The organism is Curtobacterium sp. MCPF17_002, assembly GCF_003234115.2.
Taxonomy (GTDB): domain Bacteria; phylum Actinomycetota; class Actinomycetes; order Actinomycetales; family Microbacteriaceae; genus Curtobacterium.
In genome coordinates this window covers 3249533-3275331 of sequence record NZ_CP126251.1, presented here as the reverse complement: position 1 = coordinate 3275331, position 25799 = coordinate 3249533, and the positions used below count along the sequence as shown (strand labels likewise).

The 25799-nt window shown below is 66.1% G+C and carries 16 protein-coding genes; 7 read left to right on the top strand and 9 right to left on the bottom strand.

Annotation, left to right across the window (positions count from 1 at the left end):
• Positions 1-24: 24 nt before the first annotated feature.
• Positions 25-879 carry an SDR family NAD(P)-dependent oxidoreductase gene (locus DEJ28_RS15275; protein WP_284180752.1) on the top strand — a complete coding sequence of 285 codons (855 nt, stop codon included), beginning with the start codon at positions 25-27 and terminating at the stop codon, positions 877-879.
• 249 nt (positions 880-1128) lie between these two features.
• On the opposite strand, the gene DEJ28_RS15270 is transcribed toward DEJ28_RS15275, so the two are convergent.
• Positions 1129-1725 carry a MarR family winged helix-turn-helix transcriptional regulator gene (locus tag DEJ28_RS15270; protein WP_146248941.1) on the bottom strand — a complete coding sequence of 199 codons (597 nt, stop codon included), beginning with the start codon at positions 1723-1725 and terminating at the stop codon, positions 1129-1131.
• Between the two features lie 720 nt (positions 1726-2445).
• Here DEJ28_RS15270 and DEJ28_RS15265 point away from each other — a divergent pair.
• Positions 2446-3654, top strand: coding sequence for an ATP-binding protein (locus DEJ28_RS15265; protein WP_111117308.1), 1209 nt, complete (start codon positions 2446-2448; stop codon positions 3652-3654).
• 450 nt (positions 3655-4104) lie between these two features.
• Here the strand turns inward: DEJ28_RS15265 and DEJ28_RS15260 are convergent, their stop codons facing one another.
• The 3 genes from DEJ28_RS15260 to DEJ28_RS15250 all read right to left on the bottom strand — a co-directional run bounded on the left by DEJ28_RS15260 (position 4105) and on the right by DEJ28_RS15250 (position 12335).
• Positions 4105-4581 (bottom strand): hypothetical protein, encoded by a 477-nt coding sequence (locus DEJ28_RS15260; protein WP_146248940.1) that lies wholly within the window; start codon positions 4579-4581, stop codon positions 4105-4107.
• Positions 4582-4650: 69 nt separating this feature from the next.
• Positions 4651-10614 carry a CLIPPER-2 domain-containing protein gene (locus tag DEJ28_RS15255; protein WP_181433872.1) on the bottom strand — a complete coding sequence of 1988 codons (5964 nt, stop codon included), beginning with the start codon at positions 10612-10614 and terminating at the stop codon, positions 4651-4653.
• Positions 10615-11387: 773 nt separating this feature from the next.
• Positions 11388-12335: an AraC family transcriptional regulator gene (locus tag DEJ28_RS15250; protein ID WP_146248939.1), complete on the bottom strand. Its 948-nt coding sequence runs from the start codon at positions 12333-12335 to the stop codon at positions 11388-11390.
• Positions 12336-12529: 194 nt separating this feature from the next.
• On the opposite strand from DEJ28_RS15250, the gene DEJ28_RS15245 reads away from it, so the two are divergent.
• Positions 12530-12685 (top strand): hypothetical protein, encoded by a 156-nt coding sequence (locus DEJ28_RS15245; RefSeq protein ID WP_181433871.1) that lies wholly within the window; start codon positions 12530-12532, stop codon positions 12683-12685.
• Between the two features lie 92 nt (positions 12686-12777).
• Here DEJ28_RS15245 and DEJ28_RS15240 read toward each other — a convergent pair whose 3' ends face one another.
• Positions 12778-12966 carry a hypothetical protein gene (locus tag DEJ28_RS15240; RefSeq protein WP_111117303.1) on the bottom strand — a complete coding sequence of 63 codons (189 nt, stop codon included), beginning with the start codon at positions 12964-12966 and terminating at the stop codon, positions 12778-12780.
• Between the two features lie 273 nt (positions 12967-13239).
• Between DEJ28_RS15240 and DEJ28_RS15235 the strand changes: the two genes are divergently transcribed.
• Positions 13240-13491, top strand: coding sequence for a hypothetical protein (locus DEJ28_RS15235; protein WP_146248938.1), 252 nt, complete (start codon positions 13240-13242; stop codon positions 13489-13491).
• 71 nt (positions 13492-13562) lie between these two features.
• Here the strand turns inward: DEJ28_RS15235 and DEJ28_RS15230 are convergent, their stop codons facing one another.
• A complete protein-coding gene (locus tag DEJ28_RS15230) occupies positions 13563-14657 on the bottom strand; it encodes a fatty acid desaturase family protein (protein WP_111117302.1) in 1095 nt (364 codons plus the stop codon).
• Positions 14658-15653: 996 nt separating this feature from the next.
• On the opposite strand from DEJ28_RS15230, the gene DEJ28_RS15225 reads away from it, so the two are divergent.
• Both DEJ28_RS15225 and DEJ28_RS15220 read left to right on the top strand, forming a co-directional pair.
• Positions 15654-15836 carry a hypothetical protein gene (locus DEJ28_RS15225; protein WP_111117301.1) on the top strand — a complete coding sequence of 61 codons (183 nt, stop codon included), beginning with the start codon at positions 15654-15656 and terminating at the stop codon, positions 15834-15836.
• Positions 15837-15906: 70 nt separating this feature from the next.
• Positions 15907-16446, top strand: a complete 540-nt coding sequence (locus DEJ28_RS15220) for a MarR family winged helix-turn-helix transcriptional regulator (RefSeq protein WP_146248937.1) — start codon at positions 15907-15909, stop codon at positions 16444-16446.
• Between the two features lie 464 nt (positions 16447-16910).
• Here DEJ28_RS15220 and DEJ28_RS15215 read toward each other — a convergent pair whose 3' ends face one another.
• From DEJ28_RS15215 to DEJ28_RS15205, 3 genes are all read right to left on the bottom strand, one after another.
• Complete coding sequence (locus DEJ28_RS15215; protein WP_146248936.1) at positions 16911-17390, bottom strand: BLUF domain-containing protein; 480 nt, start codon at positions 17388-17390, stop codon at positions 16911-16913.
• A 218-nt stretch (positions 17391-17608) separates the two neighbouring features.
• The gene (locus tag DEJ28_RS15210; RefSeq protein WP_181433870.1) at positions 17609-22273 is read right to left on the bottom strand and encodes a DUF7927 domain-containing protein; all 4665 of its coding nucleotides are present in this window, start codon (positions 22271-22273) and stop codon (positions 17609-17611) included.
• Between the two features lie 340 nt (positions 22274-22613).
• Positions 22614-23054, bottom strand: a complete 441-nt coding sequence (locus DEJ28_RS15205) for a DUF3566 domain-containing protein (RefSeq protein ID WP_146248935.1) — start codon at positions 23052-23054, stop codon at positions 22614-22616.
• Positions 23055-23544: 490 nt separating this feature from the next.
• Here DEJ28_RS15205 and DEJ28_RS15200 point away from each other — a divergent pair, with 490 nt between their 5' ends.
• Positions 23545-25686, top strand: a complete 2142-nt coding sequence (locus tag DEJ28_RS15200) for a CLIPPER-2 domain-containing protein (protein ID WP_146248934.1) — start codon at positions 23545-23547, stop codon at positions 25684-25686.
• Positions 25687-25799 lie beyond the last annotated feature (113 nt).

Genomic DNA, 25799 nt, shown 5'->3' with positions numbered 1-25799 from the left:
ACCTCAATTGGAAGGGATCCGATCATGACCTACCCCACCAACCGTTCCGCCACCTGGTTCGTCACCGGCACGTCTCGCGGTCTTGGCCTCGACCTTGTCAAGAAACTCCTTGCCGGCGGCAATCAGGTTGCGGCAACAACCCGTTCGACGAAGCGGCTACTCGCTGCGCTGGACGGAGTCGACACCACGGGTCTGCTCCCGCTGGAGGTACAGCTCACAGACCAGGACGACGTCACCCGCGCCGTCGAGACAGCCATCACCAGGTTCGGGCAGATCGACGTCGTCGTCAACAACGCCGGCTACGGCTACCTCGGCGCGATCGAAGAAACCACCGACGAGGACGTGCGACAGATGTTCGACGTGCAGGTCCACGGCACCTGGAACGTCATCCGCGCGGTCCTTCCGGGAATGCGAGCAACCCGATCCGGACACATCATCAACATCTCCTCCATCCTCGGCCTCGTCTCCTTCCCTGGATGGGGTCTGTACTGCGCCGCGAAGTACGCAATCGAGGGACTCACCGAGTCGCTCGCGGCGGAAATCACCGAGCACGGGATCCAGGTCACCATCGTCGAACCCGGATACTTCAACACCGACTTCCTCACCAGCAACTCACTCGCTCTGCCGGAAAACACGAGCGACGCGTATCCCGCCATCAGGGAGATGGTCCAGGCCCATCAAGCGATGCCCGGCACGCAGCTCGGCGATCCCGCGAAGGCGGCAGCCGCCCTTGTGACCATCGCCCAGCGAGGCAACGGGCCGCTCCGTCAGCAGCTCGGCTCCGACTCGTCCGGGTTCGCATCCTCGAAGGTGGCCGCGCTCACGGCAGACATCGACGCTGGTCGAGAGCTCGCCTTCTCGACCGACTACGTCCGATAGGTCCCCTCGTTCGCGATCACGGGAGCGGGCACGGCCAGCGCTCAGGCGGGCGGTTCGCATTCGGGTTGCGTTCTGCCCGCCTGAGCGTTTCCGGCCCGAGGTCGAGAAGCTCGACCGTCATCCGCCGTGCAGTTTCAGCAACGTGACGAGCGCAGGCGTGTTCGTCGCCCCCCCTATGGGCGGGCGTCGAACCGGCTTCCCTTCACGGACTGCCGTCGAACTGAGGGTCAACCGCGATGGCTGGCCTGTTTAAGCGAGGATGCGCAGGTTCGGGGGTTGCGCATCGTCGCTGTCGTCGTCGGTGGCGTCTTCGTCTTCGACGACGTATTCGTCCTCAAACGCCCCTGCCGGGTCCGTTGCGGTCAGGGCGTTGGTGACTTGTTCCAGGGTCCGGGTGAGGACGTCGTTGTCCTCTTTGGGAAGGTGGTCGATGACTTCGACCACGGCCCGGTGGTAGCGGGCGTAGGCGTCGTCGATCTTCCGCGCTGCCTGCACCGTCGGTTCGAGCACTTGTGCTCGTCGATCGGTGGGGTGCGGTGCGCGAACGAAGTCACCCTTCTTGACGAGTCCGTCGACGATCTTCGTCACGGACGCGTTGGAGACGTTGAGCATGACCGCGAGGTCCTTCGGGCCCATGAGGCGGCCGTCGCGGTGGGCTTGGAGCATGTAGCGGACCGCGTGGAACTCGTTCTTCGTGAGCCCGGACTCCTTCCGGGCCTGCTCGAGTTGCTGCTCTTCCGCGTGCTGCAGCCGCAGGAGCGCCTCGACCGCGTTCTTCGCCGCCCTCGAGCGGGGTTCCCGCGCGTAGAGGTGCATGTGTTCACGGCGGACAACAGTCAACGGCACGGCAATTCCCTCATCAGATCCAGACTTAGTGGCTTGATCCTAGAGCGCAGGCCCCACGAAGAAGTCAGCGTAGGAGGGACCGGTGCCCTCACTGAGGAGCGTCGGGTCCTCCGCTCGACGTGCAGCGTACGTTTCGATGATCGTGGGATCGGTCAGACCAAACCGGCGGTGCATCCCCCCGACGCGCATCGTCTGCGGCATCCCCTGATACGTGCTGTGCATCTTCCTCGCCACCCTCTGCTTGCTCGGTTCCCGGTCATCTGCGCCCGGACAGCAACATCCTTCACTCTCTGAACAGTTTCCGCAACTGAAAGTCTACGAGGATGTACTGTTCGCGCAACGAAGGATGCTGACGCATAGATGCCTCGAACCCGCGGCCCGACGACAGTGCGCCGGTTGGGGTCGAGTGGGTATCCGCCCGGCGACGCAGTCAGCTGCAGGGGATGAGGGCTAGCAGCAGCCCAGAGCCGGGCAATCTGACATAAGGTACATTATCGGCTACCGAAGATACGTCACTCGAGGAGACCCGCGGTTCGCAGTCGTGCCAGGATGCGGCGACCGATGACGCGCCGATCGGGGTTGTCGCGGGTCCTCCGAGAAGCGTCCACCGCTTATGAGGTCGTCCGACTCGGCAGCGCTGCTCTGTGCAAGCCGGCCGGTCACGATTGGGGTCGATAGTAGCCGATTAAGTTTTCGTAATAGTCGGCTATCGTTGCCTACATGCTGCCAGAGCAGAACCCGTACAGTCCCGGATCAGGTCGGCGTCCCCCTGAGCTGGTGGGACGCACCAACGAACTCGAAGCGTTCGACACGCTTCGTGCCCGGGTCACGAACGGTCTCGGTGACCGTGGCGTCGTTCTTACCGGGCTGCGCGGCGTCGGGAAGACGGTGCTGCTCAATGAGATGCATCGGATGGCGGACGATTTCGAGTGGCTCACCGTCCGGATCGAAGCACGCCGCGATGAAGCCGGCGCCCGCACTGTTCGGCGTGCTCTCGCGCGGGAACTCGTCGTTTCCGCCCGGAAACTCACTCGCACGCGCCTGAGCGGTCGGATGCGGGACGCATTGGGCACGATCTCATCGTTCAATGCGAAAGTCGGCGCGACTGGCATCGAGCTCGGTGTGACCGTGAGCGAGGGTCGAGCCGACTCCGGGGATGTCGAAGTGGACCTCCTCGAGCTTGTTGAGGATGTCGCCGTGGCGCTTGGGGAGCGGCGCCGTGCGTTCGGCGTCTTCGTCGACGAGATGCAGGACCTTGACCCGGAGACTATGGGGGCTCTGATTGCAGCGCAGCACGCGGCGAACCAGCGCGACTGGCCGTTCTACATCATCGCCGCGGGACTACCGAACCTCCCCCGAGTGCTGACAGAGACACGCTCCTACGCAGAACGGCTGTTCAACTACCGGCCGATCGGCAAGCTCACGCGTGACGAGGCTGGACAAGCGATCCGGGAACCTGCCGAGAAGCTTGGCGCCGAATACGCACCGGACGCACTCGATGCACTCCTCGACGCCGCGGGAGGGTACCCATACTTCATTCAGGAGTACGGACAGGCCGCCTGGAACCTCTCGCCCGACCGGCTCATCCGCTATGACGACGCGGCGGCAGCCGTGCAGTTCGGCACTGAGCAGCTCGACGCCGGGTTCTTCCGCTCACGCTGGGAGCGGGCAACTCGTTCCGAGCGGCGAATGCTCCAGGCGATGGCTGCTGACGGTGAAGGGCCCTCTTCAACAGGGGCCGTCGCAGCCCGCATGGGAATCCAGCCCAGCAGCCTCGGCCCCTACCGGGCGGCACTTATCAACAAGGGCCTCGTCTACTCACCCGAACACGGGCAGATCGCTTTCACTGTGCCCGGTATGGCCGGCTACGTTGACCGTCATCACGACGACCTCGATGGCTCCCCTACCGGGATTGACGACCTCTTCTAACGCGCACCAGCCCAGTCACCACATTGAGGCACCGCCGCACTGCCTCCGCTCATGTCGAGCCTCACGTTGCCTGCCAGACTCCGCGGAACACGCTCGGCCGACACGGACTACGCCCCAGCGCGTCCGCGGCTCGTCGCATCTTGAAGGAGCCCGTCGCCCGCACTGGTCTTGTGGCCTGTGGGGGCGGAGCGGTGATGCTGCTGCTGGCCGCAGTGTTGCGCTGGACCCCGTTACCAGTGGCGTTTCTGCCAAGGAGCGTCGGCCCCACGGGTGCCGCCGACGTGACCCGAATCGGCGGCGGCACCCGCTTGGCGCGACCGTTCACTCAGCAGATTGTTGGCGGGCTAAATGAGTCGCCACTACTCATGCAGGGCGAGGCGCTCGCACGGGCCGGCCGCATTCGGGTTGCGTCTGGCCCGTGTGATGCCCGCTCCGGACAGCGTGGTCTGATTACTCGACGGCGGCGAGCACGCAGGTGGTGTTCTTCGGCGCAGTGAAGTCCGCGGCGGCGTTCCATCGGGCCGTGCTGCCAGCGCCGACATCCTTCGTGGCCTGCTGCCAACCCACGACGGTGGCGGCGGCGTCGGTGAAGTAGACCGTGATCGCATACGCGGTAGCGCGCTTAGTGGGGTTCTTGATCGTGCCGCTTGCGGCCCACCCCGTCTTGGTTGCCTTGCAGCTGCCGAGCGTGACCGCGGCACGCTTTGCGGCGTCGTTCTTCAGCTTCGTGGGCACGTCGATCGCGCCGGTCACGCCTTCCCGTTCGCCGGGAAGCTGCGGCGGTGTGGTGGACGTGCTCGTACCGGTTGGTGTGCTCGTCGGCGCTGGGCCGCCATCGCTGCACCCGGTGAGGGTGCCGACTGCAATGGCAATGCAGGATGCGACCGTGAGGACGCGGGTCATGCGGCTTGTGATGGTGCGCTCCATAGTGTGGCTTCTCGTGGAAGAAGGGGCCGATTGCTCGGCCCCTTCTTCACTGTGTCAGATCTCGTCTCGTCAGATCTGGTGTCGACGACGGCGACGGCTGAACAGGATCAGCGCGACTCCGCCGAGGAGCAGGAGCCCGGTGCCAGCGGCTGCTCCGGTCAGGGTCCAACCGGTGAACGCGAGCTCACCGGGCCGGGTAGCCGGGTCCGCTGCGCCCCCGGGGCCGCCTGCTGCCGGAACGACTGCTGCACGCATCGCAACGGTCGATACGGACGGGTCGGAGGTGACGGCTTCACCAGTCGTCGCGTCACCGGAGACCACTGCAGTGTTCGACAGGGTCCCCGCCGCGACGTCAGCCGCGGTGGTGACGTAGGACGCTGCGCACTCCACGGTGGTGCCGGGTGCGATCGTCGATGCTCCTGATGCGCAGGTGATCGCGGAGAGAGTTCCCGTGCCGGTGAAGTCGCGGTCCGTGATGTCGACGTTCCGCATGGTCACGTTGCCGGTGTTGGTGACGGTGAACGTGTACTTGATGGTCGCGCCCGCGCCGGTGACGGTGTCGCTGTTCGCTGTCTTCACCACGGTGAGACCGGGTGCAGCGGCGGTAGCGATGGTCGCCGTCGACGGCGTTGACGGGTCGGTGACGTCGCCGGTCGGCGTCGTCGCCACGGCGGTTGCCGTGTTCGTCAGCGAGCCCGCGTCCACGTCGGCCTGCGTGGTCGAGTACGTCGCGGTGCAGGTGACCGCCTGTCCGGGCACCAGGGTGGTGTCGGCCGGGCATGTGACCGCGGTCAGGTCGCCGGTGCCGGAGAAGTCCGTGTCCTGCACCTGCGGGTCGGTGAGGGTCACGCTGCCGGTGTTCGTGATGACGAAGGAGTACGTCACGTCCTGATCGGGCGCCGAAACAGTGTCCACGTCAGCGGTCTTCACCACGGACACGGAGGCGTTCTGCGGTGTCGGGATAACAGCGTCGAACGGCGTCGACGTCAGCGGCTCGTCACCGTTCACCGGCGTGCCGTGTGCGAGGGCCGCGTTGGTGACCTTCCCAGCGTCGATGTCCGCCTGCGTCAGCGTGTAGGTCGCCGTGCAGAGAAGCTGCTCGCCCGGTGCCAGGGACGTGTCGTCTGTGGTGCAGGCCAGGTCGGACAGGGCACCGGTGCCGGTGAAGTCGGTGTCCTCGATGGACACGTCGTTCACGGTCACGTTGCCGGTGTTCGTCGCCACGAAGGTGTAGGTCACCTCATGGCCGGCGACGAAGTCCGCCTGACGGGTGAGGTCAGCGGACTTCACCACATCAAGTCCGGGCGTCTGCTCCGCCTCGATTTCGACGGTGGACGGTTCGGTCGGGTCGGTGACAACGCCCGCGGGGGTGGTTCCCGTCGCGGTCGCGGAGTTCGACAGGGAGCCAGCATCGACGTCCGCCTGCGTAACGACGTAGGTCGCGGTGCAGGTGATCGTGTCATCCGGTGCGATCGAGCCCACCGGGCAGTCGACGGCCGAGAGGTCGCCGGTGCCGGAGAAGTCACTGTCGTCGATCGCGATGTCGCTCATGGTCACGTTGCCGTCGTTCGTGACAGCGAACGAGTAGGTGACCGTCTGACCGGCGCGGGTGATGGTGTCGGTGTTGGCCGTCTTCACGATCGACAGCGCCGCCGTCGGGGCGATCGTCACAGTTGCCGCCGAGACAGCGGAACGCACGACGTCCTCCCCGTTCGGCGCAGTACCGATCGCACGGGCACTGTTGGTCACGGTCCCAGCGTCGACGTCCGCCTGGGTGAGCGTGTACGGCGCCTCACAGCTCACGTCAGCGCCTGGCGCGAGCGATGCGGTACCGGGTTCGCAGACGATGTCGCCAAGCGTTCCGGAGCCGTCGAATGTGTCCTCCTGCACCTGCACGTCGGACAGGGTGACGTTGCCGGTGTTCGTCAGCGCGAACGAGTACGTGATGTTGTCGCCTGCTGCGGCCGCGGTGTCCGGCGTCGCTGTCTTCTCGAGCTGCAGCGCCGGGGCAGCCGCCACGTTGACGGCAGCGGTCGACGGAGCCGACACGGGCGTGGCCAACCCGGCCGGTGCGTCTCCGGTCGCGGTTGCCGTGTTCACGATGGTGCCCGCGTCCAGGTCGTCCTGCAGGACGTCGTAGGTGGCGGTGCAGGTCACGTCGTCCCCGGGGGCGACCGATGCTGCACTGGCGGGGCAGGTGACTGCGGGGGCGGTCCCTGCGCCGGTGAACACGCCTTCGTTGATGGTGAGATCGCGGAGGGTCACGTTTCCGGTGTTGGTGACGAGGAACGAGTACTCCACGGTGTCGCCGACCGAGTCGACCGTCGGCGTTGCCGACTTCACCAGCGCGAGCGACGCAGTGAGGACGAGGTCGTCCGTGTCTGCGTCGGACGCCGTCAGCGTCACGTCCGGCTGGGTCGGGTCGACGACGCTCACCGACGCTTCGTTGGTGATGTGGTCGTCCGCTTCAGCGGCCTGGACCACGCGGACGGTGACGGTGAGGCGCTGGGTGGCGTTCGCGCCGCCCGCTCCGGCGTCGCCATCGCCACTCGTCTGACCTGCTGGGGCGAGGGATCCGAGGTTCCAGGTGACGGTGCCACCAGCCCGGTTACCGTCCGCGGCCGGGTCCGCCTGACTGATCACGGTGCCGCCGTTGCTGGCGGAAACGAAGGCGAGGCTCGAGGGGAGCTCGTCCGTCACGGTGAGGTCGGTCAGCGTCTCCCCGACGAGGAGGTTCGCTGCGTCGATGGTGTAGGTGTACTCGTCGCCGATGGTGACATCGTCGCGGTCGTCATCCTTGGTGAGCCCGACAAGGCTTTCCCCGGGCAGGACGGCGAGGCACGCGGAGTCCGTGTTGTTGGCCGTTACCGGGTCCGACATCAGGCCGGACACGGTGGCGGGGAAGCATGCGTCGTCGCCGACGAGGGCATCGTCCGGCACCACAGCGGGGAGGTTGAGCGCGTCGGGTTCATCGAGGGCGAGCATGCGAGAGGAGCCGTCAGCCGTGACCGGGTCGCACGTCAGAGTCACCGGGCCGAGAACAGAACCGTCCGGGTCGGTGTCGTCCGCGGAGCACAGCCACCCTGCCGGGGTGAGGCTCGAGATGCGGATGCCGCGCGGTACCGCGATTTCGACGCTCGCCGGGGCGGCTTCGGAACCGCCGAGGTTCGTGACCGTGAAGGGCACAACGCCCGGGCGTCCTGCCTGCAGCGGCAGCCGGTCTGGGACCGTCACTGCGAGGTCGGCTTCCTGCGTCGTGGCGCACACGGCGCGGGGTTCGCTCGGGAGCGTGCTCGCGCTGTCGATCGCGACGGAGTTGCAGGCCACCGCGTCGGCCGGAGCTCCCGGCACGACATTGGTGGTGAACACGAACTGCGCGGTAGCGCCGGGCGCGAGCGTCCCGGTGACGGCGGCACGGACGGCTTGAGCGCCGGACGCAGTACCACTCCAGTCGTCGGTGCAGCCCGGGTTGGTCGCGACGACCTCAGCGCGGCACGGATTCTGTGAGCCCGAGTACGTCAGTGCGACGTTGGCGGACTGGGACGTCACCGAGTTGAACGTCTCGCCGAAGGTGCTGCCGCGGGCATCGTTGACGTACGGCAGGACGTCGTAGCCGACGACATCGGACAGGACGGTGTTGCCGCCGTTCTGCAGCGTGATCCGGTAGCTGATGTCAGTGGCGTCCGGGTCGACACCAACAACGATGTCCGGGTTCGAGACCCAATCGCAGCCGTCCGCGGTGCGGACGCAGATCTCCTTGACGACGTCGAGTCGCTGCGTGCCGCTGACGGTGACGCTGGTCGTCGCCGAAGCGAAGGCCTCTGCGGTGTTGCCGTCGCCGTCGATGTCGGTGGTGTCGACGACCTTGCCACCCCAGGTCGTGGTGTTCGCGTCGTAGACGTTTCGGGAGTCACCAGCCCAGGTGGTGGCGACGCTGTTCGTGCCGGCGGCGACCGTGGCGGTCGGGCTGGCACTCACACTCATGGTGGGCCATGTCGCGTTCGCGCCGAATGTGGTGCCGGTCGGCCAGGACGCGATCACCGCCTCCCTGGTGGCACCGGCGATCGTCACGGTCTTGTAGACGTAGCTGACGCCGGCCGGAACCGAACCTGCGGGGAAGCTCGCAGAATTCCGCGTGACGTTCCACCCCGCTGGCGCAATGAAGACGTACTGCGGCGATACGTCTCCGCCTGACGGGATATTCGCGGTTGCACCGCGAACGCCGAAGGTGACCTTGCCACCGGGCACAACCTGTCCGCCACCCTCGACCACTGGTACGCCTACGAAACCCGCGGAGAAGGCCGGCGCGGCAGCCGCTGTCTTCGGCATCTCACGGAAAATCACGCTCCCGCTCGAGGTGACCGGAATCGGTACGATCTGCGGCTGCCCCGGGTACGTCATCGTCGCCGATGCGCTGTTGCGCCAAGTGAACAACGGGCTACCGACCGGAACGTCATACCCGAAGCCCACGCGGAACAAGGTTCCAGCGGTGCCGCTCGGCGTGAGGTTCGGGCCAGCAAGAGAGCCAGAGGTCACCGTTGCCGCCGTCAACCAGCTGCCTGCCGGAGCGGTGTAATTCGCCCCCGCCGTGGTGCCGGTGGTGGTCGTGGTGCCGTCCGTGATGGTCCAGGCGATGGTCTGTGCGGGCGCGGTTGCGTTCGTCACAATGCGGCGGACACGCACGTCGGAGTTGCCAAGCTCGTTGTCCACGACCGTGGCCACACCGGATACGTTGCCGCGGTTGTAAGTGTCGACCTGCCAGTAGTGCTCCGTCCGGGTCGAGAACGGTGCGACCGGCTGCCCGGCGGTGCATACGCGGTTCCAGTCATCCCGGCCAGATGAAGGACACACGAGGCCCGTTGTGTCCGGAGGAACGTTGACATAGCGCTGCGATCCGACCGTCTGGTCCGCGGTACTTGCCTTCGCCTGATCCGCTCGCCCAAACGGGGCAGTCCGAACGACGTCATTCCGGAACGACGTCGTCGCAGTTCGGGTTGTCGCTGCATCGTCGAGGTACGTCGCGCTCACATCAACGTTGTTCGTGACAGAAGCCGAAAAATCGGCACCGCCAGCGGACTCAGGGAACGCGCTCGCGGGGTAGCGGACGGTCACCGTGCGCACGTTGTACCCGTATCGCTGCGTCCAGTTGGCGAACGTCGCGGCACCCCAGCCACCGGCAGCACCGGGACCGCTCTCGGCCCAGTTGATCGTGTGCGTTGCGGCGTCGTACGTCCCGCCGTCCGACGCGCTCACGAAAACCGCCTGCTCAGGGAGTCGATCGACGACCTCGTAGCTTTCCGCACAGAGCGTTCGGCCGGTCGCAACCCACCGAGACGAGCCCAGGTTCTCAAAGCAGCCGCTCGACATGGCGATGGTGTACGTCATGTCGGTGTCCGGTGCCGTGGTCGCGGGCCCGGTTTTCACGATTGACGGCGACGGCACGGCGATGTTCCAGGTCACCGGAGCTGCGGAGGAGGTCACATCCTGGGTCGCGTTCGGTGACGCGATCGTCGCCGAACGCTCAATCTGGTAGCCGGGCGGGAAGTACGCCGCCGCAACGGCATTCGGTGCGCTGGTGTCCGTGCCGCGAAGGTACTGCACGACGAACGTCGCCGACGTTCCAGCGGCGACATTGCCCAGCCTGACCGTCACTCCGGTCGTGGCCGAATTGGTGATGGTGGCGCCACCACCGGCCGGTGGTGTCCAGGTCTCGTAGTCGTAGAGCCGGTACTGGTTGTACGTGGGGTCGAGGTCAAACGCAGGAAGCGTGACGACCGCGTCGGTGCACTCCGCGACCGAGCAGGAATATCCGATCCGGTAGGCGAGACGGTTGTTGTTCTGCCCGTACGCCGTGCTCGTGACTGCCTGGCCCGTCGTCGGATCGACCGCAGTGATCTCGAGCGACAACGTCGCCGGACCTGCCGCCTGCGCGGGCGAGGCGCCCACGAGTACGACCGCAACCAGCGCGACTATCGCTGTGATGATGACGGCGATCCGCTGGTGAAGCGTTCGCGCCCGAAGACTGAGTGTCACGGTGACCCCTACGTGGCAGTGGCAGCCTGAGAACCAAGCTGTGAAACTGATCATAAGGCGGGTGACGAGTTCGTCAATGTCCGGACATGACGATTTCGGTCGCGCTCAGCACCCCCATTACGCGGCTCATCCCCGCTCGCCGACGCCGTCCAACTCGAGGATGGCGTTGCAAAGGTTGTAGCGGGCAGTGGCGGGTGTGAACGCGGCCGAGAGATCTTGGGGCTCCCGGGTTCGATGAGATGACCGCGGGACGGATACGAGGTCACGTTCCTGTCCGACCCAGGAAACCCCACACCGCGGCGACTCGTGACGATGGGCCGCGCGGTCTCTGCACCGGCTGTTCAAGCTGCAGCCGCACCGGGGATGAACGCCAGTGTGGTGCTCAGCGGGCCTGCTGCAACAGCGTTAGAACAGCCCCTCTGACCCGATAGCCGGCGCTATCGCGCTTGCGTGTCTAGGTTTGTGTGCGTCTTGCAGGTCGCCTCCAAGTGTGCAGGCAGCGTCTCAAACGGCCTGCAACCTGGCAAGTACCGCACCGACGGCGGCGTCCGTGTCGCCGAGCTCCGGCCGCTGTAGATGATGCTGAGATCATCCGCGAACGACATCGTGACGCGCTCGGAAGCGGCAGAGATCAGGGCACCGCTCTCGGTCGCGGCGGATTGCGTGGCCGTGATTGTGTAGGTGCCGGCGGCTACGCCGGGCATTTCGGCTCTCCACATGGGGCAGCGGCCGAGTCGAGCCGGGCCAGTGGCGGTGCGCCGGACGAATTTGGGTTACCAGCCGCGGGCGATCTGCTTGGTGTGGCGGGGAAGCTCGCCGAACTCGTCCCGGTACGTGCCCGCGAACCGACCGAGGTGTGCAAACCCCGCTCCGCGCGCAACCTCCGCAATGGACAGGTCGGAATCGGATTGGAGCTGCTCCCGCGCCAGAAGGAGTCGAATGCGTCGAAGGTATGCCAGCGGCGTGATGCCGTGATGCCGGTTGAACGCAGCTTGGAGGCCACGGACGCTCAACCCGGCCGCGTCGGCGATGTCGCCGACGGTGATCTGCGCAGTCGCATGCTCGAGCAGGAACGTCTCGGCTCGCGCGAACCGTGCACTCGCAGCGGTCTGCGGGCCGGATAGGCCGACGGGCCAGTGCGGGATCGCCATCAGGAGGCCGGCGGCAGCGAACCGGGTCAGCTCACCTTCCCGCTCCTCTGACACCTCGTCGGGCCCGTCGAGCACTTCCGCGGCGACCGTGCGGACCATCAACCAGAATGCGGCCAGCGTCGGCCCCTCGGGAACGTGCCGAGGCTGGAACTCCAACGGTCCTGCCGCCCAACCCCCACGCTCCGCAGCGACCCGCTCAACCGTCGCACGGTCGATGCGGAGTACATCCTTTTGGAACGACTCGAACCGGACCGGTTGCGGCGCGTTCCGGTAGAGCACGGGCCGGCCGATCGGGACGCGGTGCCCGTCAACGGTGCCCCGCCCGGACTTCAACCACACCAGCACCATCGCACTGTCCGGCTCGATCGTGCCCCTGACCGCGCCACTGCAGGCGGTCGACTCCAGCGACAACAACCGCGTCCCACGAACCCGTTCCTCAAACCAGAAGGCAGCACCACCCGGGTCCACGTCAACCCCGTGCGTCACGTGCGTGCGCGCGATTGCATCCGCAGCCACTGTCGGGTCAGCGGTCTGAGCCACCCGTCGAATACGGGGCATCGGTTCGGTCACCGTCTGATCATGCGGTCAACCCGTTCTGTCCACAATACGTCGAGATAACTTCCGAAAACGGATATGTGGGCCGGGGTCACGCCTTATTGACGCCCATCGGCGTTCCGGGCTGGCCGTAACCGCGCTCCCGCCATGTCGCTACCCTCGAACGGGGGGGGGTACGGGAACCACGGGCAGTCACAGGGAGATTAGCCATGAGCATCTACACCAGCGATGACAACGCCGAACCGGCACGCATCACTACCTTCAAACGCGTGCGGAAGCAGTGGCGCCGCGAGGGTGTTGCTGACCTTTCTGCCAGCGGCTGTGACTTCTTCCGTGATGATGCGCCGGAGCATGCAACCCGGTAGCTTCGCCGAGGCTCTGGCGGAGGCCGCTTGAGACGGACCCCGTCGGTGGGCGATCAGCGAGTGGAATGGTGTCATGCAGACGTTCGATGACATCACACGAGGTAGTGGTGTCGGTGCTCCGTGCCGGTGGGAGTGGTGACGTCGTAGTGCACGGTCAGGGGCTGCTGCCAGTCGCCGTAGTAGTCGCCCCACTCGTACAGGACGCTGTCGGGGATCACATCGTGTTCGGCGGCGAGTGCTCGCTCGGCGAGGGCGATAAGGCGCTGCCGATCCGTGTTCATGCTGCTGCCTCGCTCGCTGACTCGTTGAGCGCCCGCACACTACAGGAGAACTTCATCAAGCACCTCGAGGTCAGCCTCCGCCGCGCACGTCAGCAGGGAGTTCCCGCCCGTGGTGACGCTGCCGATGACCGGTGGGAACGCTGCCTGCTTCAACCGCAGTGGTCCCCTGCACCGCATCAGCCGACGCGCAACCCCTACCGCTTGGGCGCCGAACGGCGCACGATGGGTCAGTAGCGGATGTTCCGCGAGCAGCGACCCCAATGGAGGTGCTGCATGAACTGGCAAGAAGTCCTCGACGTCGGCCGAGCCGACGCAGCCGAACACCGGCGCCAAGCCACACTGGAACGAGCGAATGCCGCGCACTGCGCCAGCGAGGCAAAAACGGCAACGGACACGGACAGTGGCGTGCTGTGGCTGATGCGCGCGATGCAACAACGCTCCGCCGCAGTCAGCAGCGACGCGGCGTCCGACATCAGCGACCGAATCGCCGACCACGCCGACCGCGTCCTCAACCCATCACCATGACCCGCAGCAGATCACTCCGCTTGAAGGCCCAGTAGACGATCTCGGTGGGTAGCGGACAGTGCCGGGCAACGCTATCGGATGCGGCGTTCGGCGACGAGGGGGCACTCGAACGGGTTCCGTGCGGCGAGTCCGACACGGTTGAGGTACGTCACGACGATCCGGTACGAGTCGATCAGCGTGGTCTCCGTGTACGGAACGTCGTGTTCGGCGCAGTAGTCCCGCACCATCCGGCGAGCGGCAGCGAGGTGCGGGCGGGGCATGTTCGGGAACAAGTGGTGCTCGATCTGGTAGTTCAGTCCGCCCATGAAGTGGACCATGAACCAGCCACCCCGGATGTTCCGGGACGTCAGGACCTGCCGGCTGAAGAAGTCGACCTTCTGGTCGTGAGGGATCATCGGCATGCCCTTGTGGTTCGGCGCGAACGACGCACCCATGTACAGGCCGAACACCGCCAGTTGCACGCCGAGGAACGCGAACGCCATCCCCACGGGCAGGAACCAGAACACCACGCCGAGGTAGACGACGAAGCGGAGCAGGAACAGCGCCGCCTCGATCCGGCGTCCCCGGATCTCCTTCACGTTGCCGAGGACCCGTGCGGACTGCCAGTGCAGGTTCGCGCCTTCGAGCAGCAGTAGTGGGAAGAACGCGTACCCCTGCACCCGGACCAGCATGCGGAGGAACCCGCGCCGCTTCGCTGCGTCCTCCTCCCGGAACGAAAGCGCGTCGAAAGACACGTCCGGGTCCTTCCCGACCGTGTTCGGGTTGCCGTGGTGACGGGTGTGCTTGTTCATCCACCACGAGTAGCTCACCCCCGCCAGAAACGTCCCGGCGTACTGGGCCGTGCGGTCGTTCCACCGGTTCGACGCGAACACCTGACGGTGCGCTGCCTCATGGGACAGGAACGCGAACTGGGTGAACAGCACCCCCAGCACGCCAGCGACAATCAACTGCCACCACGATGCGCCGAGGAACACGAACGCCGTCCACGCAAGCCCCAGGGTCACGATCAGCACGGCGAAGACCGTCCAGTAGTAGCCGGTGCGGCGCTCCAGCAGGCCACGCGCCTTGACCTGCTTCAGCAGACCCGAATACCTCGAAGTGCCACTGTGCGATCCGGCCGGTGCTGGCCGGGTACGCGTGAACCCGATGGGTGTGGTCTCCGTCATGGTCTTGCGTCCCTCCCGCAGCGTCTCACTGCACCCGTCCTTCGTGCTGCAAACAAAATCAGCAGCACGGTGAAAACGCGGAAAGGTTGGCGAAGCGGACACCGCCCAAAAGGGCCCACCACGGCCCTGTGGCTGCGTCTACCCGAAGAGTGCCGGAGCCACGGACGCCGGTACTGCGGAGGAAGCAATGTTGTCCTGCGCGTGCTGCTTCCGGCGGCGGCACCTTCCTCGTAATCCGACGCCGCAAGCAGCTCAACGGCCAGGACGACAGCGCCTGATCTACTGAGTAGTAACTGACACGGCGAGGGCCGGTCCGGGGAACGGGGCCGGCCCTCAGCCGTACCCCATTCAGCCTCGTGACCCGGTGACGGTTCTCCTCACCCTGACCCACCAGCATCATCGTGCCGCCGGAAGGATGGCCGGCAGGACATCTCTTGCGAGACGCGCGCCGCTGCACTCTAAGGTCATTTCCGGGTGTCGACGACTCGTTCGGCGTGGTCGGCGATTTGGTCGCTGATCTCCGACGCTGCGTCGCTGCTGGCCGCGGCGGAGCGTTGCTGCACGGCCCGCATCAGCCACAGCATGCCGTCGTCTGAGTCGGTTGCGGCTCGCGTCTCGCTGGTGCAGTCCGCGGCGGTCGACCGCTCGATCGCGGCTTACGCGCGGTGCGTGGCGGCGTGCGCCGGCCGACGCTGCACTTCTTGCCAGTGCATGCAGCCTCCGTCATGGACCATCGTCCGCCAGAAGCGGCTGGCGATACATGCACCTCTCAGGCGGGCCCTCCGTTCATCGCGGACGAGGAACGCCGGTAGTTCTCCGTCGCTCGCGCTCAATGGCGGCAACTACATGCCCATGCATGGTTTAGCGCGCGAACTGTCCAAGGTGCGAAATATTCACTTGCGTGAACCGTTCAGGTCGTGAAACAGTTCTGGTGCCCCCAAACGGGGGATGGCCTTCCCAGGGGAGGGAGCAGCTCAACGACGAAGGGGACATCTCGTGCGCAGCACCTACCAGAGCCTTCCGCAGACCCGCCGTCTCCCCGGAATGCATCGACGCTTCGGCCTCACTGACCCAGCCACCCTCACCGCGTTCGTCGACCAACGCGTCAACGACCCGTCGCTGCTGTCCACTGGCGCCGGCCCGTCCTACGCGGACTTCTTCGCCGCGCCCGCGCAGTAGCCTCTCTCGAGGATTAGTTCTTCTCGAAGGGATCACTCCTGTGCCGTTGACCGTTGTCCGCCGTGAGCACATGCACCTCTACGCCAGAGAGCCCCGCTCTCGTGCGGCGAAGAACGCGACCGACGCGATCCTCCGGTTGCAGCACGCGGAAGAGCAACGCCTCGAGCAGGCCCGCATCGCGAGCGGCCTGTCGAAGAACGAGTTCTACGCGGTCCGGTACATGCTGCAAGCCCACCGTGACGGTCGCATCATGGGGCCCAAGGACCTCGCGGTGATGTTGAACGTATCGAACGCCTCGGTGACGAAGATCGTCGACGGTCTCGTCCAAAAGGGCGACTTCGTCCGTAGCCCGCATCCGACGGACCGCCGAGCGCAGGTCCTGGAGCCAACGGTGCAGGCGGCGAAGAAGATCGACGAGGCGTACGCGAGTTACCACCAGGTCGTCGTCGAGGTCATCGACCATCTCTCCTCCGAGGACAACGAAGTCCTGAGCCGCTGCCTGGCCCAGATCACTGATGCCCTCATCGAGGGCGCGCCGGTACCGACTGATGAGTACACGGTCATCGACGAATCCGACGACCAGGCACCCAGCGCTGAACTGACTGCCTGACGCTGGCAGGACAACGGTCGGTGACCGGTACGGCCGCCGATACCCGATCTCCGGACCAATTTCCGGGCGAAGGCCGCCCGCCCGTGAACCGGGGCGGGCAGCCGCGCCGATCTCGGGATCAGGATCGAGACCGCAGCGCTCAACGGTAACCAGCCGCCGTACACACATTGTGACGCAGCCCGAAGCAAAATGCGAAGGCCAGCCAGAAAGCAAACCCCGGCGGGGCCCATAACCCGTGCCCCAGGTCAACCCCTCCCATATGTGTTGACAAGCCGCTATCGTGGTGAGGCTTCGTCGGATCAGGACGCAGCAGCACTCAGGCGGGGGTTCGCATTCGGGTTGCATTCACCCCGCCTGAGCTCTCTTGACCGCCGCGCAACCGGGCGCCGACTGGATTCGTTGCGTGGGGCGGCTCCGGCCAGTGATCGGGTTCACGGCTGTCGGGGCTCAGCATCAGTGATCGTTTACTGGGAGCCTGCGGAGAGCGTGTGGTGGCGGAACCAGTGGAGGAGGGCCTGCGTTCGCGACGAGTCCGCTTCCCCTGATCGGAGGGAATCGCTGAACCCAGGCAGATCGCGAGCCGACTCATCGGTGATCGGTTCGTAGGCCATGGACCACTCTGGGAACCACCTGGCGTCTCTCTGGGCGCGGCTGAGCAGTTCAAGGCTGTGGTGGCGGCTGTCCATCCGGATGCGGGCGAACGTGCCGTCGACTGCAGCGTCAGGACCCTCGAACAGTTGCATGAAGCGGCCGCGACGGTACGCGAGGAGCCCGGTGATGCTGTTCTCAACGTTCAGATCGCGCGAAACATCCAGGATCGCTTGGAGGTCCGCGTCGGCGAGTTCCGCTCTCGCCGTGCTGACGTACACAATCGAAAGCATGTTGCCCCTTCCAGAGCTGGTCTTCCCGCCGGAGAAGAGGATACGGGCGGCAGAGGCCTGCACGCGACGAAAGTCAGGAAGCGGGGTTGACCCGTCTCTGTAGCTGCCGCTCTCTGATTGACTCAGTGACGCCCGGTAGCGGATCCTTGACCGGGCGGCATGATGCTGTGGGGCAGGGTGAGGAGAACCGTTACCGGGTCACGTGGCTGAATGGGGGTACGGCTGAGGGCCGGCCCCGTTCCCGGGACCGGCCCTCGCTGTGTCAGTTACTGCTCAGTAGGTCAGGCGTTGTGGTCCTGGCCGTTGACCTGCTTGCGGCGTCGGATCACGAGGAAGGTGCCGCCGAGTGCCATCAGGAGCAGTGCGAGTGCTGCGCCGGGGGCGACGAGGTCGCTACCGGTGAAGGCGAGCGCTCCTGGGTCGCGGGTTGTCACAGCCGCGGCCTTGACCATCGTGTGTTCGGTGGCGCAGCCGGTGTTGCCGTCTGCGGCGGGGACGCACGCTGCCGTCGTGTCGGGGCTGGTGACGACGTTGCCGATCTTGCCGTCTCCGTCACCGTTCGCGGTAACGGAGTAGGTGATCGTCGCGGTCTTGCCCACTCCGAGGCGTCCGGTCCAGGTGAGCTTGTTGCCGTCACGGTTGATGGTGCCGGTGCTCGCCTTTGCGTTGTCGACCCAGGTGGCGTCATCGAGAACGTTCGTGAGGTTGTCCACGACGGTCGCGTTCACTGCAGCATCGCCGGTCTGGGTGACCGTGACGGTGTAGTTGATCCGCTCGCCCGCTGCGACCTTGGTGCCCGACTTCGGGTCCGAGGTCTTGGAGAATGTGTACCCGCCGTACTTCTGCACAGTGCGGCATCCAGGGGTGCCGTCCGGTGCGGTGACGCACTCGGCAGCAGGGCTGCCGGGCGGGGTGGTGACGGTGTTCTCCAGAGTGGTGTCGCCACCACCTGCGACGGTCACCGTGTAGGTGATCGTTACCGTCTGCCCGACGGCGAGGTCGCCGCCCCAGTTCAAGGCGTTACCGTCCCGGGTGAGGGTTCCAGCACTGGCCTTGGCGTCATCGTTCCACGTCGCGTCGTCCAGGACTCCGGAGAGGTCATCGACGAGTTTCGCGCCGGGAACGCCCGCGGTGCCACGCTGGTTGACGGTGACCGTGTAGGTGACCGTGTCGCCCACCTCGACGGTTGCCGGTGACTTGGGGTCGGACATCTTCGAGTAGGTGAAGGTGCCAGCGTGGTGCGTGGTGGTGCAGTCCGGGTTCTCATCCGAAGCCGGGACGCAGGAGCCAGCGTCGGAGGCGACCTGGTTGGTCAGGGTCGTGTCACCCGCCGCGGTCACGGCGACCGTGTAGGTGATCGTGACCGTCTGCCCGACCGCGAGGTCCCCGTTCCAGGTCAGCGTGTTCCCGTCACGGGTGACGGTGCCGTCGCTGGCCTTCTCGTTCCCGGTCCACGTTGCGTCATCGAGGACTCCGGAGAGGTCGTCAGTGACGGTGACGTCCCGCTGCGGGACGGCTCCGACCTGCTTGACAGTCACGGTGTAGTCGATGCTCTGCCCCGCGACGACGTCCGCGCCCGGTGCCGGGTCGGAGGTCTTCGAGAAGACGTAGCTGCCGGCCTCGTGGTGGGTGAGGCAATCCGCGAACGCCTCGCACCCTTCGGAAGTGACGACGTTGTCGAGCATGCTGTCGCCGTCGGCGAGGTCAGCGGCGCTGTTCACGGTCACTGAGTAGGTGATCTTCGCCACACCGCCGACCGGGATGGTTCCGGCCCAGTCGATCGTGTCGCCGTTCCGGGTTGCGGTGCCGATGTCAGCCGCGAGGTCGTCGTTGAACGTTGCGTCGTCCGTGACGCCGGCGAGGGCGTCGTGGAGTTCCGCGTCAGCAGCGACGGATCCACGCTGGGTGACGGTGATCGTGTAGTTGATCGTCTGGTCGGGCGTGACGTTCGCACCCGAGGCAGGGTCCGAGGTCTTCACGACGGAGTAGCCGACGATGTCGATACCGGCCGGGTCGCACGGGATCGTGGGCGCAACGCCGGAGTCAGCGGGTGTGTCCGCAGTTCCGCACGCCGTGTTCACGAAGGATCCGCCGATGGACTCATTCAGCACCCTCGAGTACTCGTGAGTCTGGCTTTCGCCGGGCTCGAGACGGTCGATGGTGAAGTTGCCGGCGTCCGGGTTCTTGTCGTCACTGACGGCGAAGTTCGTCAGTGCGCCCTGACCGGTGTTGGTCACGATGACGCGGTAGTGGACCGTGTCGCCGTAGTGGAAGGTCGGGTAGTCGCCGGCGTCGTTGGCGTCGTGCCAGTTGCCGTCGACGTCCTGAACCTCCTTCTTCAACGTCGCGGAGTAGTAGTTCGCGACGCTGATCGCGGCAGAGGTGCGCATCACCAGTGCGGTGTGCTCATCGCGTGCCTGTGCCCGGTTGACGAGCGTGTCGCCGCCCGTCACGCCGTCGGTGGTCACCGGGACGGTGAACGCCTGCGTGGCACCGGGCTGGAGCGTGGAACCGATCACACGGACAGCGGTTGCGTCCGCGGTGTAGGTCGTCGTCCAGCCGACGGTGTTCCCCGAAACGGTGCCCGGGGCGCCATTGGAGGTGTCTCCCGGGTCATCGCTCAGCGAGGCAGGGTCAGCGGTGGTGTAGTACACCGTCGCCCCGTCAGCAGCCCGGACCCGGTCGACGTCATACGAGCCCGAGAAGGAGGTCCCGCGGCCGTCACCGTTGTAGGGGAGGATGTCGATGGTGTCCGTGTAGTCCTGAGCGACCGGGTCGAAGGAACGCAGCGTGACGGTCCAGGAGCCCGTGCCCGTGCCATCGCCGTTCACGTTCGGGATGAACTGTGCATCCGCGGACTTCACGATCGTGGTGTACCCGCTGGTGGCAACCGTGACCTGCGCCGACGCGGGTGCAGAGGTGTTTCCCGCGAGCGACGAGGTGGCCGTGTTCGTGAGTACCTGGCCCGGCGTCACCGCATCGCCTGCGACAGCTTGGTAGGTCAAAGCGTGTGGGGCGTTAGTGGCGACATCATCGAGGTTCCAGGTGAGCACTTGCTGCCCGGAACCGTTCGTCGTCACGGTCGGCTCCGGCGTCGCCGAACCCGTCACATACGTCATGTTCGCCGGAAGCGTGTCAACGATCTGGTACCCGTTGACGGTGTCGGGGATCGCTCCCGCACCGTTTGCAGCGTAGGTGAGCGTGAAGTTCGCGGGCTCGCCCGGCTTCACGACCGACCGGTCCGCCGTCTTCTGAATCGACGGCGTCGCAAAGATGGTCCGGAGGATGTCCCGCCGGCCATTCGTATTGACGTAACGGGTACCGGGCGTCGGAGTGATCACTCCGTCGGCGCTCGGGCCGGTCCAAACGCCGTTGACGTTGACGGAGCCGAACATCCACACGTCCTGGCCGATCGGCGTGTCGGTCTTGATCGTCGTCTGCACGTAGAGCTGCAGGTGGGTGGCGTCCTCCGCCTCGAACGAGGAATGCGGGAAGGTGCTTCGCACGGCCTTCACGGCAGCAGGGTCGGCAGGTGGCGTGGACGTCCAGCCACCGTCCGTGGTGCCACAGTCGAACTGGTCCGGGTTGTACTGAGCACTGTTCGGGTCGAGGAGCGCGCTCCCGCCGACGTAGTACTCCACCGTCGACGCGAACTCGTGACCACCGTTGTTGCGGTTGTTGTAGGCCCAAATCGTGTCACCGCCGGGCAGGTAGGTGACGTACCGCGTGTCGAGCGCAAGGCAATTGCCGTACGTGGCCGTGCCCGGTACTGCATCAGCGGAGAAGGCATTGGTCGCCACCTGTCGGACGGTCGTTCCCGCGGAAACCCGGTACGAGTCGTCCCACGGTGATCCTCCGCTACCGGTCCATTCACGGTTCCAGGATGCACTCCACGAACCGGGCAGCGTGTACGCCTTGTTCGTCGTGTTGTTGCTCGGCAAATCTGTCGACAGCATGCCGGTCGCGGACGTGTACGTCGGAGCATCTGACGTCAGCGAAAGCGAACCCGGCTGGTTCGTGGCGACGTGGAACCACAGCGATCCGCTGGCGACGTAGCTCCAGTCCGTGGGCAGCGCAGCGCCCGCGGAGTCCTTCGTGGGGTTCTTGAGCAGGTCGTAGTTGATGCCACTGAGAGTGAGGTCGAACTGGCCGGGGCTGACCTCGGTCAGCGTGCAGCTGTCCACGAACGACGCGATCTGATCGGCCGGGTAGTTGGGCAGCTCAGACCAGGGGTTGCCCGATGCAATGTCCGAGTTGAACGGCCCACATCCAACTGTGTTGCCGCGTCCTGACGTGCCGACGCTCACATCGCCGCCGTTCGAGTCAGCGACCGTCAGGCGGTACGTGACGCTGTCGGGGCCCGGCTCGGATCCCTTTCCGATGCGCAGGGACCATTCCGTGTCGAGGTCCACGCCAGTGGTGTCGCTGTTCCAGTAGTAGGCGCCGGTGTTGCCACCGAACTGCATGTCCTCCGCGAAGGAGTTCGCGATGTTGATGGGATCGAGCGCGACTGATTGTCCGTTGATCGTGCCGGTCGCGGTGATCTGATCCCCGGTCAGCCCATCGGCAACGACCGGAGTAAGCACCGTCACGGCAGTGCCCTGGTTCACAGTGCCCAGGTTGCAGGAGAGCGTGCGACCGTCAGCGGAAATCGCCGAAGCCGTGTCGACTCCGGTGGTCAGGCACAGGTCGGGCAGGTTCTTGAACAGCCCGTGTTGCAACGTGATGCTGAACGTGACGTTGTCGACCGGGTCGTTGGAGGGTGCCGGCTGGTCATCGTTGACGTTCAGCCGCCAGGTGGCGTTGAGAACATCGCCCTTCGCGACCGTGGCTGGTGTGCTGCTGTCCCAGCTCCCCGTGATCTGGAAGACGGGCGCGGCTGTCGCCGGCGACGCCAACCCGACCCCCGCTGCTACCAGCAGCCCAGCGAGTGCGACGCTCAGCACACGTCGACCCTGCGTCATCGCTGATGCCGCCCTGACACTTTTCCCTGTGAAGTGCTTGCGCACCCCATCCCAACGTGGTTTCACCTGATCCCCTAGCTTTCGAACGGGTTGAACGAGCGCACTGCGTGGTTTCGCGGCGCTGCGTCTGGGGGCAATCCTGGCGGAACTGTGAGCATCTATCCAGGTTTTGCCCCCGTAAGGGGGACGTACTCGAGGGAACAGTTACTGTTTCGCAACACAACAAGCGGCAGGTCCCCGTCCGGCCCGTTGCCTGCCTGCGGTAGCCGAGTCGCCGCATCGACAGCCGTGGCGGCTTCTGGATCGCGTGCGTCGGGCGGCCCTACCGATCGGAGGGGAGGCTCTCCGTGCGGCGTCGGCTCATGCGGGCGGTGCTGTCGTTGGCGAGGCCGATGATGAGGCCGCCGGAGACGTGCACGGCGAGGTTGTAGAGGATCGCGGCCACCGCGCCGATCACGGTTCCGACGACGACCGTCAGCACGGCGACCGGGACCGCGAATCCGAGGACAGCAGCCATCGACAGACTGTGCTCCAGGGAGTACGTCGAGTCCCCAGTGATTTCGTGCAGCAACTCATCCACCGGGCGCAGGAGGTTGATGGAGAGCACGGCCTGCGATCCGAGTGTGGTGATCAGCACTCCAGCTACGGCGAGCACGAGGGAGATCAGCGCTGCGAGCTTGGTCCAGGACCCGGTGTCGGCGACCATCAACCGGAGCCGGGCTTGCCGCGCCTGTTCGCGTGGGCGCTTGTCCCTCTGCAGCACCAGCCGTCGTCCCTCGTCCCTGGCCCCCTCGTAGCCGCCGTGGCCCGGCTAGGGGAAAGCGGGCCACGGCGAGCGATACCGCCATCAGTGACACGGGCATCGCGAGGACTGGTCAGGGGTCCTCCCAGCACTGACGGTACCGGCAGTACGGGGCGGCGAGCCACCCCAAGTGAGGGGACGCGCGATGGCAGGCCAAGGGGTGGCGGTAACGGCTACGAGCTGGAACGTCGCCGCCCTGCGCCGGCCGGAGTTCACGCTCCATCCCGGACGCCATCGACTATCGGATGGGGGTGCTGGGCTGCTGACACGCGCGCGCCCTGGCGTCCCATCCTGGACAGGTGCTGACAAAGACGGAAGTATCAGCATGGTCCGGCTGCGTACGGGGCGCGACGGCAAATCGAACAAGGGGCTCTCTGTGGCGACTGCTGCACGAACACACGACCATCACCGATCTGTCGTTCACGGCGATCGGCCACGGAAGACGTTGGCAGTGCTGCTTTCCGGCGGACTCGCCCTGACGGGTCTGGCAGGGCTGAGCTTCGCGGCCCCCGCCCACGCGGCGGAGCCTGCCGACACGATCACGAAAGTCGTTTCGTTCGCGCCGAACGGGAACCAGCAGACGACGTACACCGTTCCGTCTGACGCGCTCGGCGTCACGGTCGAGGTGGCGGGCGCGGACGGTATCGCAAACGCGATCCTGGCCGGGTATCCGATCGCTTCCAAGGGTGCCGATATCACGTCCGATCTCGGTACCGCCTTCAACGGTGAGACCCTGAACCTTGTCGTCGGTGGCGTTCGAGCGGGCAGCATCCCGGCGACCAACGTTGGTATCCAAGGCGGTGGGGGCAGTTACCTCGCCACGGATGATGAGTTCCTGGCCATCGCTGCCGGCGGCGGTGGGGGTGGGGTCAACGGTACGACCGCTCTCGTCGGTGGAGATGGCGGGCTCCCCAGTCCCGGCGGCACGCCGCCTGCACTGCCCAACGGCCTGCAAGCCAACGGATCCGGCGCCACCGACACAGCCCCTGGCACACTGCCGGATCTGACAACCGCGCCGAACAACACCGCGTCGGTCACTTTGCCTCAAGGCGGAAGCGGCACGGGGCAAGGCCCCGCGACCGTCGTCGACGGGGTCATCACTCCCGCGCTCGGCGGTACCGGCGCCCGTTCCGGCGCCGGCGGCGGTGGCGGATACTACGGCGGCGGCGGCGGCGTCTCGCTGCTCAAAGCCCCATCGCTCGTCCGTGGCGGTGGCGGCGGCGGCTCCAGCCTCGTCGGCGACGCACTGCCGCATCCCGTGTGGGGTCAGAACCCTGCAACGACACCGGCTACGGCCGACGGCTTCATCACTTTCACGCTCACCTTGCCGGCCCATCCGAGCCTGACCGCCACCGGCTCGGTCACTTCTGACCCGGTAGCTGCTGTTGGTGACCCAGTCACGTACACCTACACCGTGACCAACAACGGCGACATCGACCTCACCGACATCGGACTGAATGTCGACGGAACCACCGGGAACACCCCGACCGTCACATGTGAGGCCGAAGCACTCGCCATCGGCGCGTCCACCGTCTGCACCGCCACGTACACGGCGACGCAGGCCGACATCGACGCGGGCGGTATTCCGAGCACAGTCACCCCGACCGGAACCGACACGAACGGGTACCCGGCAGTCGCGGACACCATTCCAGCCCCCGTGACCGTCACACCGACCCGATCCCTCGGCATCGTCGCGGAGCCCGCAACCACCGCGGGGAAGAAAGCCGGCGAGGAAGTCACGTTCCACTACACGGTGACGAACACCGGCACCGCTACGGCCACTGGCGTGTCCCTCGAGCAGGGCGACTTCACCGGCACCGGTGACGCACCGGCCCTGTCCTGCCCAGCTGGTCCCGTCGCGCCCGGCGCTTCGGTGGAGTGCACCGGCACGTACACGCTGACGCAGGCCGATCTCGACGCCGATGAGACGATCATCAGCACCGTCACCGGCACTGCGACCGCCGCCGGCTCCCCGGTCCTCAGCGCACCGGCTGTCGCAGCCCAACCCATCACACAGTCCCCGGCAGTCACGGTGACGGTCAAGCCGAGCACCGACGCCGCCACCGTCGGGCAGAAAATCACGTACACCTTCACCGTGTCCAATACCGGCAACGTCACCGTCACCGATCCCACCGTCGGCGACATCGACTTCTCCGGCAGCGGCGACCTGTCCAACCTCTCCTGCCCATCAGTGGGCTCGCTTGCCCCGGGCGAATCAGTGACGTGCACGGCGACGTACACCGTGACCGCGGCTGACCTGCAGAACGGGCCCCTGACAGTCACCGCTGCCGGTACGGCGACGGACCCGTCCGGCGCCTCGATCACGGCAGACCCGTCCGACGAGATCACCGTCGCCGTCGCAGCACCCACGGACAACGGTGACGACCCGGCAAACAACGATCCGGGCAACAGCGCAGGCAATGCGCCGGGCACCGGTGCGGGCAACGATGCGAACGCCACAGGCACGTTGGCGTTCACCGGGACCGACCTGGTCCTCCCGGGCGCATTGCTTGCGATCATGCTCCTCGCACTCGGCGTGACGGTCCTCGTAGTGGGGCGTCGGAAGCGACACGTTCAGGACGGCACCATCTGATTCGCTAAGCGGTACGCGACACGCACAAGGGGCCGGTCCTTCGGGAGCCGGCCCCTTGTCAGTGCCACGGCGTCATCCTTCCGGCCGGGCGTCGTCTGGTTACTTGGAGGGCA